Annotated in this window: 16 protein-coding genes; 6 read left to right on the top strand and 10 right to left on the bottom strand. The window is 60.7% G+C overall.

The window, feature by feature from the left end; all coding sequences use genetic code 11:
• Positions 1–7: 7 nt before the first annotated feature.
• Positions 8–253 carry an SMc00767 family acetate metabolism repressor gene (locus AC13Q5_RS17880; RefSeq protein ID WP_075854082.1) on the top strand — a complete coding sequence of 82 codons (246 nt, stop codon included), beginning with the start codon at positions 8–10 and terminating at the stop codon, positions 251–253.
• Positions 254–324: 71 nt separating this feature from the next.
• Here the strand turns inward: AC13Q5_RS17880 and AC13Q5_RS17875 are convergent, their stop codons facing one another.
• Together AC13Q5_RS17875 and AC13Q5_RS17870 are read right to left on the bottom strand one after the other, a co-directional pair.
• The gene (locus tag AC13Q5_RS17875; RefSeq protein WP_488502619.1) at positions 325–1287 is read right to left on the bottom strand and encodes an asparaginase domain-containing protein; all 963 of its coding nucleotides are present in this window, start codon (positions 1285–1287) and stop codon (positions 325–327) included.
• Entirely contained in the window at positions 1284–2735 is a 1452-nt protein-coding gene (locus tag AC13Q5_RS17870) for an amino acid permease (protein ID WP_488502618.1), read from the bottom strand. The genes AC13Q5_RS17875 and AC13Q5_RS17870 overlap by 4 nt, the downstream gene beginning before the upstream one ends.
• A gap of 273 nt (positions 2736–3008) precedes the next feature.
• Here AC13Q5_RS17870 and AC13Q5_RS17865 point away from each other — a divergent pair, with 273 nt between their 5' ends.
• Entirely contained in the window at positions 3009–4433 is a 1425-nt protein-coding gene (locus tag AC13Q5_RS17865; protein ID WP_488502617.1) for an aspartate ammonia-lyase, read from the top strand.
• Here the strand turns inward: AC13Q5_RS17865 and AC13Q5_RS17860 are convergent.
• Positions 4408–5121 (bottom strand): FadR/GntR family transcriptional regulator, encoded by a 714-nt coding sequence (locus tag AC13Q5_RS17860; protein ID WP_488502616.1) that lies wholly within the window; start codon positions 5119–5121, stop codon positions 4408–4410. The two genes, AC13Q5_RS17865 and AC13Q5_RS17860, sit on opposite strands and share 26 nt — an antisense overlap.
• Before the next feature lie 188 nt (positions 5122–5309).
• Here AC13Q5_RS17860 and AC13Q5_RS17855 point away from each other — a divergent pair, with 188 nt between their 5' ends.
• Positions 5310–6491, top strand: a complete 1182-nt coding sequence (locus AC13Q5_RS17855) for an MFS transporter (protein ID WP_488502615.1) — start codon at positions 5310–5312, stop codon at positions 6489–6491.
• Positions 6492–6612: 121 nt separating this feature from the next.
• Here the strand turns inward: AC13Q5_RS17855 and AC13Q5_RS17850 are convergent, their stop codons facing one another.
• Positions 6613–6993, bottom strand: coding sequence for a winged helix-turn-helix transcriptional regulator (locus tag AC13Q5_RS17850; RefSeq protein ID WP_488502614.1), 381 nt, complete (start codon positions 6991–6993; stop codon positions 6613–6615).
• Between the two features lie 86 nt (positions 6994–7079).
• Between AC13Q5_RS17850 and AC13Q5_RS17845 the strand changes: the two genes are divergently transcribed.
• The 3 genes from AC13Q5_RS17845 to AC13Q5_RS17835 all read left to right on the top strand — a co-directional run bounded on the left by AC13Q5_RS17845 (position 7080) and on the right by AC13Q5_RS17835 (position 8617).
• Positions 7080–7697, top strand: a complete 618-nt coding sequence (locus tag AC13Q5_RS17845) for an FMN-dependent NADH-azoreductase (RefSeq protein ID WP_488502613.1) — start codon at positions 7080–7082, stop codon at positions 7695–7697.
• Between the two features lie 109 nt (positions 7698–7806).
• Positions 7807–8451 carry an SDR family oxidoreductase gene (locus AC13Q5_RS17840; RefSeq protein WP_488502612.1) on the top strand — a complete coding sequence of 215 codons (645 nt, stop codon included), beginning with the start codon at positions 7807–7809 and terminating at the stop codon, positions 8449–8451.
• 4 nt (positions 8452–8455) lie between these two features.
• Entirely contained in the window at positions 8456–8617 is a 162-nt protein-coding gene (locus tag AC13Q5_RS17835) for a hypothetical protein (RefSeq protein WP_208621560.1), read from the top strand.
• Here AC13Q5_RS17835 and AC13Q5_RS17830 read toward each other — a convergent pair.
• The 6 genes from AC13Q5_RS17830 to AC13Q5_RS17805 form a co-directional block, all read right to left on the bottom strand.
• Complete coding sequence (locus AC13Q5_RS17830) at positions 8584–9804, bottom strand: DUF1501 domain-containing protein (RefSeq protein WP_075854073.1); 1221 nt, start codon at positions 9802–9804, stop codon at positions 8584–8586. The genes AC13Q5_RS17835 and AC13Q5_RS17830 overlap by 34 nt on opposite strands.
• A 2-nt stretch (positions 9805–9806) precedes the next feature.
• Positions 9807–11339, bottom strand: a complete 1533-nt coding sequence (locus AC13Q5_RS17825) for a DUF1800 domain-containing protein (protein WP_488502611.1) — start codon at positions 11337–11339, stop codon at positions 9807–9809.
• Positions 11340–11414: 75 nt separating this feature from the next.
• Positions 11415–11864, bottom strand: coding sequence for a periplasmic heavy metal sensor (locus AC13Q5_RS17820; RefSeq protein ID WP_075854072.1), 450 nt, complete (start codon positions 11862–11864; stop codon positions 11415–11417).
• Positions 11861–12313: a hypothetical protein gene (locus AC13Q5_RS17815; protein WP_075854071.1), complete on the bottom strand. Its 453-nt coding sequence runs from the start codon at positions 12311–12313 to the stop codon at positions 11861–11863. Before AC13Q5_RS17815 ends, AC13Q5_RS17820 begins: the two co-directional genes overlap by 4 nt.
• Positions 12306–12878, bottom strand: coding sequence for an RNA polymerase sigma factor (locus AC13Q5_RS17810; RefSeq protein WP_174173161.1), 573 nt, complete (start codon positions 12876–12878; stop codon positions 12306–12308). The genes AC13Q5_RS17815 and AC13Q5_RS17810 overlap by 8 nt, the downstream gene beginning before the upstream one ends.
• A gap of 355 nt (positions 12879–13233) precedes the next feature.
• Positions 13234–14076 carry an EF-hand domain-containing protein gene (locus AC13Q5_RS17805; RefSeq protein WP_075854069.1) on the bottom strand — a complete coding sequence of 281 codons (843 nt, stop codon included), beginning with the start codon at positions 14074–14076 and terminating at the stop codon, positions 13234–13236.
• Positions 14077–14107 lie beyond the last annotated feature (31 nt).

Here is a 14107-nt window from a genome sequence, read left to right as displayed (position 1 = left end):
GAATGAAATGCCATCGATAGCACGCGTTCGCGAGAGAGCCGAGGAGCAGTCTCTCACGATGAATACCGATCAGCAGGCCGTCATCCGCATGTTGGCCAACGAGCTGCATCGCCTCAACCAGGCCGTCATGAATGCCGTCGAAGCCGGTGTTTCGGTCGAACTCGTCCGCTCGGCCCGCCACCACGGAGGCAACGGCAACTGGGGTGATCTCTTGATCCCGGTCGTCGTCGCCAAGGCTGCGCACACGGCTTGACGACGACACAATTCCGCGAATGTCCGGGCCGCGCCGCCATCCAACGGCCGGCCCGTTTCCATGGCTCGCAATCAGGGCGCCCTGTTGCCGGCGAAGTCCGCAAACGCGTGTTCGATTGCCTCGCTGCTCGCGCCGGAAGCAACGAGCGCGGCCAGCAAAACCCTCGCCTGCCCCGGCCGCAGCGTGGAGGAATGGATTGCACCGGCTTCGGCAAGATCATGTCCGCCACCGCCGCCGCCATAGCTTGAAACAAGCAATCCGTCCGGCACCCGGCTGGACACGACGACAGGTACACCGACGCCGACGCAGCGCCTGACTGCTTCGACGAGCCGCGGGTTGGCGTTGCCCGAACCGAGGGCAGCCAGAACGATGCCGTGGGCATCGGCCCTCAGGCTTGCATCGACATGCACCGAGTCACAGCCCGGATAGATCGCCACGACATCGACACGAACGCTATCGAGGGCTGCGGCAAGGCGCGGGCTCGGCGGATTTTCGAGTGGCCGCGACTGCCTGAAGGCATCGGCGACATCCGAGGACCGCTTGTAGAGCCCCCAAGCCGGCAACAGCCGGCCGCCGAAACAGACAAGCACGCCACGGCTGGCATTGGCCGGATCGATGGCGGCAGCGACGGCTGCGGCAAGGTTGGCAGGGCCATCGGCTTTGGGATGATCGGCGGTGAATTGGGCGCCGGTAAACACAACCGGCTTGTTCAACCCATGCTGCAGCTGGACGAGCAGAGCCGTCTCTTCCATCGCGTCCGTGCCATGCAGAATGACGATGCCGCTGACCGCGGCATCGTCAAGCAATTCCCGCACCTTGTCGCTGATCCCCTGCATGTCCGCGAGGGTCAGGCTTGCCGAATCCTTTGCCATCAGCTCGATCGGCCTGAGATCGACGGGCATGTCGGGAAGCAGTGCCAGCAGGCTTTCTCCCGTCAGTGACGGTATACTGGCGCCGCTATCTGTGCGCTCGCTTGCAATGGTGCCGCCGGTGGCAATGACTGCCACCAGCGGATTGACCTGCCCTGCCGTCACGACTGGCCTCGCTCGGTCGCGAGCCGATAGATGCGGTCGCGCAGCAGATACCAGCCGATGACCAGCGCCGGCGCGATCAGGACAAGCGAGGCGATCGTCCAGGTGCCGACCGGATAGTCGAGCGCCATCAGCACCAGTACCGCAAAGAGGAAGACCAGCGTCAGGATACCGGTATAGGGCGCCCCAAACATGCGGAAATCCGGACGCGCCATCTCGCCACGCTTGGAGAGCTTCCAGAGTTTCAGCTGGCACAGCACGATGACACCCCAGGCAGAGATGATGCCGAGTGCCGAGATATTGAGGGCAATCTCGAAAGCGGCCGATGGCACAACGGCGTTCAACGCCACGCCGATGACGGTCACGACAGCCGTTACGGCGATGCCTACATACGGCACGCCAGCCTTGTTCATCTTGGCAAGTGCTGCCGGCGCGGAGCCGGAGACGGCCATCGAATGCAGGATGCGGCCGGTGGAATAGAGGCCGGCATTGAGCGAGGACAGCACGGCGGTCAACACGACGAGATTCATGATGATATCGGCGCCCTTGATCCCGATCAGCCCGAAGAAGGTGACGAAGGGGCTCTCGCCAGCTTTATAGGCCGTATAGGGCAGAAGCAGCGACAGAAGCAGCACCGAGCCGACATAGAAGATCAGCAGGCGGGCGACCACCGTGCGGATCGCACCCGGCATGACCTTGCGCGGATCTTCCGTTTCGCCTGCGGTCGTGCCGATCAGCTCGATCGACGCATAGGCGAAGACCACGCCTTGTATGATGACGAAGGCTGGCAAGATGCCATTGGGGAAGAACCCGCCGCTGTCGCTGATGATGCTGAAACCCGGCGTATGACCGGCAATGGGCGTGCCGGAAACGACGAAGTAGATACCGATGGCAAGGAAGCTGAGGAGAGCCAGGACCTTGACCAGGCTGAACCAGAATTCGAGTTCGCCGAAGACCTTCACCGACAGAAGGTTCATGACCAGCACGACCATCAATGCAATCAGCGCGAAAACCCACTGATCGACGCCGGCAAGCCAGGGAACGTAATGCTTAAAGAAATTCATGTAGAGGGCGACGGCCGTCACGTCGGCAACCGATGTCATGGCCCAGTTCAGCCAGTACATCCAGCCGACCGCGAAAGCCATCTTCTCGCCGTAGAACTCGCGGGCATAGGAGACGAAGGAACCGGAGCTCGGCCGGTGCATGATGAGTTCACCGAGCGCCCGCAGCACGAGAAAGGCAAAGAAGCCGCAGAGCGCATAGACGAATATGAGCGCCGGACCGGCCGCGGCAAGGCGGCCGCCCGCGCCGAGGAAGAGACCGGTGCCGATGGCGCCACCGATGGCGATCATCTGGATCTGCCGTGGCTTTAGCGCCTTGTGATAGCCAAGGTCCTCATTGACCGGCGGCCGGCGATCCGCCGGAATATTCTGAATGGGTTCGACTGACATTGCTCCTCCCTTGAGCCGTTTGTCTGTGGACGGGTCCGGGGTGCTCGTTTGCACCCGACAGGATGCCGTTTGCCTTAATCAAGCCGTCAATCATCACTAGAGATCGCCGGTCATGCTGTAATGCTGTATGACAGATTTTCTCTTAGACACAGAAATAACGGCAGGTCAAGCCAAGCGGCACTTATTGACGCGGTTGGGCGCAGCAGGTAACAGATTTCAAAATCTGTCTTACAGCTTGACAGATATGGCTTGATTCGACCATAGGAGGATAATGTGGTCAAGACGCGAAGCGAGTATGACCTGCTGGGCGAAAAGGATATTCCGGCCGAGGTTTATTGGGGGGTACACACCGCAAGAGCGGTTGAGAATTTCCAGGTCACGGGAACGCCGATCGGTCGCTATACGCACCTCATTCGCGGCCTAGCCTTCGTCAAGGAAGCGGCAGCCCTCGCCAATCACGAGCTGGGCTTGCTCAGCAAAGAGAGGCTCGACGCCATCATACGCGCCTGCCGCGAAATCCGCGCCGGCGAGCTGCACGAACAATTCGTCGTCGATGTCATCCAAGGTGGTGCCGGCACCTCCACCAACATGAATGCCAACGAGGTCATCGCCAACCGAGCACTGGAACTGCTCGGATATGCCAAGGGTGACTATGCTCACCTTCATCCGAACGATCACGTCAATCTCAGCCAGTCGACCAATGACGCCTACCCGACGGCTGTCAATGTCGCGCTGATCGAGGCGATCGACGGTCTGGCGGCGGCTATGGAGACGCTGCAGGAGGCCTTCGAGCGCAAGGCAAAGGAGTTCGACGGCATTTTGAAGATCGGCCGCACTCAGTTGCAGGATGCCGTGCCGATGACGCTTGGCCAGGAATTCAGGACCTTCGCCATCATGCTCGGGGAAGACCGGTCCCGCCTGATCGAATCGGCGGCACTTCTGCATGAGGTCAACCTCGGCGCCACGGCGATAGGTACCGGCCTCAATGCACCGGTGGGCTATGCCGCCCTTGCCTGCGCTCATTTGGCTGAGTTGACAGGCCGTCCCCTGGTCACGGCAAGTGACCTCATCGAAGCGACACAGGATCCCGGCGCCTTCGTCCATCTTTCCGGCGTTCTGAAGCGCGTTGCCGTCAAGCTGTCGAAAACGTGTAACGACCTGCGCCTGCTCTCGTCCGGACCGCGGGCCGGCATCGGCGAGATCACGCTGCCTGCCATGCAGGCCGGTTCGAGCATCATGCCCGGCAAGGTCAATCCGGTGATCCCCGAAATGGTCAATCAGGTGGCATTCTCCGTCATCGGCAATGACATCACCGTGACAATGGCGGCGGAAGCTGGCCAGCTGCAGCTCAATGCCTTCGAACCGATCATCGTGCGTTCGCTGTCGGAAAGCATCATGCATCTGACCGCAGCCTGCCATATCCTTGCCGCACGCTGCGTCGATGGCATCACGGCCAATCCAGCTCTGATGGCACAACGGTTGCAGGAATCGATCGGCCTTGCCACAGCGCTCAATCCGTTGATCGGCTATCAGGCGGCGACCAAAGTTGCCCGCGAGGCGCTGGCAACGGGACGTACCGTGCCGGAAATCGTGTTGGACCATGGATATCTGACCGCCGAGCAGCTCTTCGAGGCACTCCGGCCGGAGCGGCTCGCGAACCTGCCGGCCGCTCTCAATGATGCGGCTGTCCCTCGCTGATGATCGTGGTCACAACCTGCTTGACCTGACCGAGATGGGCCTCCATCGCCGCGATGGCCTTCTCTTCCGATCCCGCCGCAATCGCCTCGACGATGCGGCGGTGCTCGACATTCGAGGCAACGCGGCGCTGTGCCATCATATTCACCAGTTCCGACTGCCGCATCAACGCGTCGCGGGCATCGGCGACGATTTTGGCGAAAACTGCATTTCCCGAGGATTGCGCAATCGTCGAATGGAATTCCGAGTCTAAATTCACCCACTTCAAAGGATCTTCTTCTCGATCCATTTCATCGCAGAGCTCAAGTAGGCGCGCCAATTGCTGCTCCGTGCGCCGCAGCGCCGCCCAGCCGGCGGCCGGAACCTCGATGAATGGCCGTGCCTCGATCAGGTCGCGGGCAGAATAACCGCCATAACGCAGCTCCGGACCTGGTGTCGAGGTCACCACATATGTGCCGCTGCCGGTGCGCGTCTGGGTAAGGCCGAGTGTCTGAAGTGAGCGGAGCGCCTCACGAATGATCGGGCGGCTGACACCATAACGCGTCGCAAGCTGCGACTCGGCGGGCAGCCGTGTCCCGACCGCCAACCGTCCCGATGTGATTGCCGAACGAATATCCTCAAACACTGCCTCGGCAGCGTTTTTCCGACTGATCGGACTTGTATAAGATAACCAATCAGCCACCTCACTCATGACAGCCAAACTTCACAAACATTCCTCGCTTGTCAAGGATCGGACCACGAAATGGTGCGTGTCCGCCCGGCTCAAAGCACCCGAAAGAACCCGCGTTACGTGGCGAGTACCATCGACAACAACTCACACTTGATGTCTCCTTCATAGCAATATAAAGAAATCCTTATTCCTTTATATCGGAGCTGGATGTGCCTTTACCCCTCTTCGCTTTGTTTCTGGCTGCCTTTGCTTTCGGCACGACCGAGTTTGTCATCGCGGGCATTCTCCCAGATGTAGCCGAGGGCTTGGGCGTCTCGATTCCTTTTGCCGGCTATCTGGTTTCCGGCTATGCGTTGGGAATTGCGCTCGGCGGACCTTTCCTCACCATGGCGACACGGCAGGTTTCGCGCCGTAACATTCTGGTCGCACTTACGATCGCCTTTTGCCTGGGGCAAATCGCCTGCGCGCTGGCACCAGACTTCGCCACCATGCTCCTCTTCCGGGTTGCAACCGCTATCGCTCATGGCGCCTATTTCGGTATTGCCATGGTGGTTGCAGTCGGCCTCGTCCCGCAGGCCTTTCGAGGACGCGCAGTCTCCGTGATCCTCGCAGGCTTGACCGTCTCGAATATTATCGGCGTTCCTGTCGGCGCGGCAATCGGCGGGCTTTGGGGATGGCGTACGACTTTCTGGGCAATGACCCTGGTCGGCGTTCTCGCATTGATCGCGATATGGGCCTTGATCCCGCCGACGAAAGCCGAATCTCAGCAATCCAGCCACTTGAGCAGCGAAGTGCGCGTTCTGGGCCGCCAGCAGGTCTGGACGTCCCTCATCATGATGCTGGCCTTGATGATCGGCCAGATGGTGCCGTTTACCTATATAACACCGCTCCTGCGGGAAGTGACAGGCCTTGATGCCATGCTTATTCCCTGGGTCCTCCTGCTCAATGGCGTCGGGGCAACATTGGGTGTTGTGATTGGCGGCCGGCTGTCGGACTGGAAGCTGATGCCTTCGCTTATCGTCATGCTCGCCGTTCAGGCCGCCATACTTGTCGTGCTTTACCTGGTAAGCCCCTATCCCGTCCTGATGAGCCTGACGATCTTCGTTTGGGGTGCTCTTAATTTTGCCATCGGCACCCCTATCCAGGCTCGCATTCTGATGTGGACCGCCGATGCGCCGGGCCTTGCCTCCTCGCTCATCCCGTCAGGGTTCAATATCGGCATTGCGATCGCAGCAAGCGTGGGTGCCGCTCTGCTTGAAAGCGGATATGGCTATCGCAGTTTGCCGGTGCTTGGCGCTGTCGCGCTTGCATTGGCCTGCGTGGTCGCCATCCTCTCCACGGTGCGCGAAGCTCGCAGCGGCGCAGTTCCCCCGCATGCGGCTCTCACGTAGTTTCCATATGACCGATCGGGAACTGGCTCTTAGGATCAATCATATCCTCCGCAGACCTGCGGGATTTGTTTTGATCAGACGCCACTCGTGTTTTCCTCTCCCCCACCAGAACCATAAAAGGCTATAGGCCGGCGTCGTAGCTCACTCGAGCGTCCTGAATGATATCCTGATTGGAATCGGCCCAGGTTACGAGCGCCATCACCGGGGCAAGCAACGTCCGTCCGACATCGGTCAGCTCATAGTCGACGCGAGGCGGAATGGTGGGAAACAGCGATCGCTTTACTAGCCCGTCACGCTCCAGCCCGCGCAAGGTCAATGTCAGCATCCGTTGCGAGATACCGTCAATACGGCGGCGCAACTCGTTGAAACGGACAGGACCGCCCTTGAGCGTAGCGATGATGTACAAGCTCCACTTGTCGCCGACCAGATCAAGGATTTCTCGTACCATCCGGCAGTCGTAACCGTCGCCGGGGGTAGGAAAATCAGTGTGACTGAGTGCCATGAATGTGCCTTCTTGCGGGAATTTCCACGGTTACCATAATAGCGTCAGTAACTATTATTTACTACCAGACCCCGCAGGGAGCAATCATGACCAGCATTCTACTCGTAACCTCAAGCCCACGTGGGACTGAGGGCTTGTCCACTCGCTTTGCAACGGAAATCGCGGAAGGGCTCAAAGCCCGCTCCGGCGGCACGATCACCGTCCGCGATCTGGCGACAAACCCGCTGCGGCACATTGCGCCGGCCTATATCAATGGCCGTGCGATACCATCGGAAAGCCGCACGCCAGAACAAGCAGAAGCCGTCAGGCTCGCCGAAGCACTGGTCGATGAACTGCGCCATGCCGACACCGTCGTCATTGGGTCCAGCATGATCAACTTCGGCCCATCCTCTCTGCTCAAGGCCTGGTTCGATCACATCATCTGGCCGGGTGTGACCTTCGGTTATGGAGAAGATGGCCCTAAAGGATTGCTGTCCAACAAGAAGATCTATCTCGTAACGGCGACCGGCGGTGTGTTCTCTGCCGGAGACTATGCGCCGTTTGATTTCCAGACGGGATATCTGCGCCATCTGCTCGGCTTCATCGGCCTGACCGACGTTGAGCTCATCCGTGTCGAAGGCACCGTCTTCGGCCCGGATACCGCAAATGCTGCCATTGCCACCACCGAAGCCCAGGTTCGCGAAGTGCTCGAACGCGCCGCATAAGGCGCAAGGACAAACTCGCGCACTGGAAGATGGCCCGACAACGACGTCTCCAGTGCGCGAAAAATCGCCAGCGGATCGGCTTTCGCTGGCTGAATGACAGGGAAAAACCATGAAAATCTCCCTCTTCGGAGGCACAGGGCCGACCGGGAAATACATCATCCGCGAGGCGCTTAGCCGAGGATACGAGCTGTCCGTCTACACTCGCGACGCCAGCAAGCTGTCTGAATTTACCGGAAAGATCGATGTCGTCGTCGGCGACCTGCAGGATGCGGCTGCCATTGCGAAGTGCGTGGAGAACGCCGATGCCATCATCAGTGCGCTCGGACCCAACAGCCTCAAGATGAAGGGGGACAAGCCGGTCATGCACGGCTTGTCCAACATCATCGCCGCGATGAAGCAATCCGGCGTGCGCCGGCTCATCCAGATTTCCACGGCCGCCTATCACGATCCCAGGGACCGGTTCGCCTTCAAAGCGCATGCCTTCGTGCTGTTGTTCAAGGTGATCGTGCGCGGAGCCTATGAGGATATCAAGGCTACCGCCGAACTGATCGTCGGCTCGGGCCTTGATTGGACCCTGGTACGCATTCCCAATCTTAAAGATGCGCCTGCGAACGGCCACGTCGATGTGGGATGGTATGGCAAAACGAAGCTGAGCATGACGCTATCCCGAGGCAACCTGGCGAAATTCCTGGTCGACCAGGTGAAAAACCAAGCCTTTGTACGTGCCGCGCCGGGCATCGCAAACGGGAGCTGAAACCATGAGCGGCTTCACCCAGGCGGATGTTCCCGATCAATCAAACAAGACTTTCGTCGTTACCGGCGCCAATACCGGCATGGGCTTCGAAGTGGCGAATGCACTTGCGACACCACGCAATCGGAGCCTGGCTCAGACAATCAGCCCTTTCATCGGCAGGACATGATCGGAGCCCGGGAAAACGTCGCGCGCCAAGACGGCCGGTGACGCACCGAGCAGATCGACTGCAATGCCCTTGACGACGGCGCGTAGATCCGTGGTGGCGGCCAGATCGCGGCCATCGCGCAATTGCGCTTGCTTGAGACCAGGCCAATCGGCAATCACCCGGCCACCCTTGATCGCGCCGCCGGCGAGGAAGGCGGCCGTGCCAGTGCCGTGATCCGTGCCCTGCGTACCGTTGACCTGCGCCGTGCGGCCGAATTCGGTCGCAACGAGGATCGCTGTATCCTTCCAGGCCGGGCCAAGTTCCTGCTGGAACGCAGCAAAGGAATTATCGAGACCGACAAGAAGCTTGTTGAGCCGATCCACCTCGCCGGCATGGGTATCCCATCCTTCGAAGGCCAATGCTGCGACGCGGGGGCCATCGTCCTGTGCCAACAGCCGGGCTGCGCCTCTCGCCATCTGTTCCATACCCGTTGGGTCACCTGGCCCGCCCCTTGCCTTGACATCAAGGCCGGCGGCGATCTTGCCGGTCGATATGCCCTCGGCGAGGATTTTCGCAAAAAGCGGATCGGTGTGATTATAGAGATCCATCAGGCGCGGCGGCAGGTCGTCGCTGACCGGCTGCAGGTTGGATGGCGACCAGCCGAGCACCGGCGCTTTGCCGCGAATGACGAGCGGTGCGTTGGCACCGACCGACAAGCCTCGGATCTCCGACGAACCGGGCGAAACCTTGTCGCCCTTCGGCAGGCCCTCCAGCATCCGGTTCAGCCAGCCGGAATCGACGCGGCCGGGCATTTCGTAGCCAGATTCCAGCACATCCTGCCCATCGAAATGCGACCGGTCGCGATAGGGCGTCGCGCTGGCATGCACGACGGCCGCCTGACCTGCACGATAGAGCCGATTGAAATTCGGCATCGAAGGGTGCAGCGCGAAGAAACTGTCGAGCGGAAGAGCCGCCTCCGGGCCGCTCGTCGTCATGGCGATCGACTGCCGCAGCGCTTGATAATCAGGGTCGCCAACGGGTGGGACAGCCGTCAATCCATCAAGCGCGCCACGCAGAATGATCGTGATGAAACGCGGGTCGCGTCCGCCGGCGGCATGGGCAAAGCGCGGGATGAAAGCCCAGGCAAACAAGGCGCCTGAAGCACCAAGGACAGCACGACGGGTGGGTGTCATGAGTTCGCAGGTCATGGTCAGCGCCTTTGAAATTCGGGGGAAAGATAAGCGATCGTCAAACCCTGGTTTCGGGTCTCCGCGCGCGATACCGCCTGCAGCGTTTCCTGCGAGAGAAGCGGCCCAAGGCTGTCGGAAACGAAGCGGCGAGGATCGGCTTGAGGCGCCGCCGCGTTGGCAATCATATTGGCGACATCCATGCGCATGCTGAGGCTCTCGCTGGAGGCCCAGACATCGACGGTGTCTGCAAAGCCATTGGGGCCGGCCGGCGCCCAGAAGGGCTGGCCCATGGCGGTCAAGGCGCCAAGAATGACGTTCGGCTTCGGCGTCTCGCCGCTTGCCCGCAGAAGCGCGGTCATGAATTCCAGGGGCGAGCGAACCTTTGAGAGTGTCGGGTTCCACGCATCGTCGGAGCCGACGAGCGCTCGATAGACGGCCGAAAGATCGCCATCCGTCTTGCTGAAGGTCGCAGCGACGGTCTGCACAAGCTCTGGCGGCGGCGTATCGGCGACGAAATGCCGAACAAGCTTGGTGGCAATATGCTGCGCCGTCGCCGGATGGCGGGCGAGATCGCGCAGCGCTTCGCGCCCCTGCCCCACACCATTATCGGCATAGGTAAGACCGAGCAACGTCTGGTCGCCAGGCTCATGGGCGCCGACGTTGAAGACGAAGGTGCCGGGCGTCCCGAGCTTGCCCTCGGCGCGCGCCACCGTCCAGCCTGTAATAATCTTGGCAAGCGTCGTCACGTCGGCCTGCGTGTAGCCGCCATTGACGCCGAGCGTGTGGAGCTCCAGCGTTTCGCGGGCAAGGTTCTCGTTGAGACCGCGCTTCTTGTTGGCGTTGGCCTTGGAGTTCGGCCCGATCGACTGCTGGTTGTCGAGATAGCCGAGCATGGCCGGATGAGTCTCGACAGCAAGCAGCATATCGGCGAAACGTCCGAAAACATGCGGCCGGATCGCTTCGCGCTCGAAGGCGCCGGCAACGATATGAACTTCCTCGCTCTTCGAGACGGCGACCGCGAAGTGGTTTGCCCAGAACATGGCAAGCCGCTCGCCAAAGCCGATCAATGGCTGCCGGATCGTGCCGTTGAAGCGGGCATCCACCTCAGCCAACAGGATCTGCTGCGGCAGATAGGGCATTGCCGGCTTTTCCAGCTTCTCGACTGCCTTGCCGATGACCGCCGCCATGGCCTGGTTATTCGGCTGGGCCTGATTGTTGGGCTGCCCTGCCATTGCGCCGGAAGGCTGTACCGGCGGCTTCTGCGGCTGCTGAGGGCCTTGCATCTGCTTGTCCTGCGGCACCGCGGCGACAGCGGCTGCGGCCTGCTGCCTCGCCTCCTTGCGCTGTTCCTGGAATGCGTACAGAGAAACGAGAAGATCGGCCGTCGATTGCAGCTGCGGCCCGACCGGAACCGGGACGAAACGCTCGGTGATTTCTTCCAGCAACGCACCCCGCGGATCAGCCGCGATCGAGGTGGTGCCGTTGTGGTCTGCCCCTAGCCCAAAGCGGGAAAGAGCGAGCGCGGCGTAAACATCATTGGACTGCTGAGCCATGGCCTTGCCAACTCCTGCATCAAACATGCTCCTTTAACGCAGGCTTGGTTTCGATCCGTCGCTCGGCAAGTGTGATCATTTTGTGGCAGCAGCCTTCGGCATGCTACGGCGGACCAGACTTTCGGCGAGCGCTCGACGCTCGTCATAGGAGAGCCCTGCTGCAAAATCGACTGCACGCTGCTCCAGCTTCGCCCTCAAGGCGATGTCGGCATCGCGCGCCCTTGCCAGCGCCGCCGAGAGTGCCTCCTTATCCAGCGTCGGCTGCCCAAGAATGGAGGCAGCGTCGACTTTGGCCTGCTGTGCCTCGAGAATGATCTGACGTTCGTCCTTGCGTGCCTCATTGAGCGCCGCGCGCAAAGCCTTCTTCTGCGCCGAAGGCAATTGCTCGCCGGCTAGCGGCATCATTCCGGCCCGCGCCTGGGTCTTGCGTATCCAGGTCAGCCCGCCGCCGGCCAACGCTCCGATCAGGAACGTGTTCAGTACCAAAAGAGAAATGACCACTATTCGAAAGCTGCGATCCGTCATTGGCTGTCCTGCTGCGCTATACCCGCGTCCGGCCCGATATCGCCGAACATGGTCGCGGTTCCATCGGAGACGACTGAGGTGTCGGACGTCAAGCTCGGAGCCAAGACGGCAATGGCAATGCTGCCGGCAAGCGCGCCGGCTATGCCGACCCCCACGAGGCCGATGCCGGCAGAGCCGAACCGGAACCAGTTTCGTATCGTCAGGCGGCGAACGAGCTTTGCGAGAATTCGCTCCTCCAGGCCGGCGTGGCGGGGCTTCACGACGTATGTGTCGAGCAATGCATCCAGATCGGCGGCGCGGGCAAGCGTTTCTGCGGCGGCGGGGTTCTTGGCAAAATCCCGCGCAGCCGCGCGCTCCGCCTGCGGCCATCGGCCGATATCGCCGCCATAGGCCGCAGTCAGCGCCTCAAACCGTTCGGCATTCATCGGACCCGCGATATTCTCAACCATCGCCCTGTTCCTTCAACAAAAGCACCTGCAAGGAGCGCCTTCCACGCGCAAGCAGGCTTTCCAGTGCGTCGACGCTGACATCCATGACTTCAGCTGCCTCCGCATTCGACAGCGCCTGATAATAAACCAGAATGATCGCCTCGCGCTGCCTGGGCGCGATCATCTGCATGGCCCGCTCCACACGCTTGGACGGATCGTCCTCGCTCATCAAACCCGCATCCGGCGCCGGCCCTTCATACTCGATATCGGGTGGATGCTCGGCAAGAACGTCCTTGCGACGCCGCAGGCGATCGTAACAGAGGTTGGTCGCCACGCGATGCACCCAGGTGCTGAAACGGGCATTGCCCTGTCGCCAGCCGCCGGCATTGCGCCAGACGCGCAGAAACGTCTCCTGCGCCACATCCTCGGCCTCGGCCGCATCGCCAAGCATGCGGGTTGCCACGGCAACGATGCGAGGCAACTGCCGCGTTATCATCATGCGCATCGCCGGAACGTCGCCCGCAGCGATGCGACCGAGCAGATCCTCATCCGGGTCGCCACTCTTGGGCGCGCGATCCCACTTCATCGACAATCGCCACCGCTCCAGTTTCCTGCGATACCGGCATGGCACGCGGGCTCCGGCCTGTTGGCCGGCAAATCCCGCCTTGCCGTCAACTCCGGCAAGCGGCGCCACTTGGATTGCAGCATCTCGGTCAGCGTATCATCCTTCGACGTCAAACACAGGTTCACAAGGATTGAACGCCGCACTAGCCGAATTCCGTCGCTTGCAGGTCAAGGCTTTTCGAATTTTCTTTCCAAGCCCAGAGGCCATCTGCCAAACAGGAAAAGAAGGGCCGGCTCACCCGGAGACAGAAGTTTCAATCTCTTCTGCCCGGGTTTGCCGGCACTTCGCATGATCAATTGCTAAAGTTCTCGTCCGATCAGAGCGTCAGCAGATCGCTCGTCGTCGTCAAATCCTGCTCATTGGTCGAGTAGAGGCTTCCGAAATCCGGCAACTGCGATTGCTGTGCCTTCATGGCCTGTTCGAACTGGGTCTGCGTCAACGACCCGGAACCGGACGTGTCGAGGCTCTTGAACAGCGACGTTGCCTGGTCTTCGCTTACGTCGGAAGGACGGGCGGCCACGAATTCGGATTCGCTGACGCTACCGTCGCCGTTCGTATCCATGGAGGAAAACGCGGCAGAGAGGTCATCGCCGCTCATCTGGCCACCCGGTGGTGGTGGGGGTTGCTGCTGGCCTGCCTGCATGGCTTTCGCAAGCTGCGCTTCGGTGAGTGAGCCGGTATTGCCGGTGTCGAAGCTCTGGAACAGCTGCTGTGCCTGGGTTTCGCTGACGTCCGACGGGCGCGCAGCCACGAATTCCGCTTCGCTGATATTTCCGTCGCCATTGCTGTCCATGGCGCTGATCATATCGCTTTGGCTGTTGTCCTGGCTGCCAGTTGCGGAAGTCTGCTGAGTACTTGACGTCGAACTGCTGGAATTGCTGTCTGATCCCGATGTCGAGCTATCGCTGCCCATGCCGGCTTGCAGATTGAGAATCATGTTCATCAGCTGCGCGACGAGCTGTTCAGCCGAGGCAATCTGCGACTGATCGTCCGAAGAGGACGAGGAAGAGGAACTCGTGCCGGAAGAACTACCCGACGAATTGCCGGAGGAGCTGTCGGACAGCAGAGATGCAATGGAATCGTCAGTCGTCGACGCTGTCGAGCGCGAGGTCTGGTATTGATAGTAATTGCTCGATGAGATCGAGTAGATGCTCGTCATTGGGGCCTCCAGATACGAGCGTTGAGAGGAA

This window comes from Martinezella sp. CNPSo 3964 (assembly GCF_057784375.1).
Note: the sequence above shows the minus strand (reverse complement) of the source record. Positions and strands in the feature narration are given on the sequence as shown.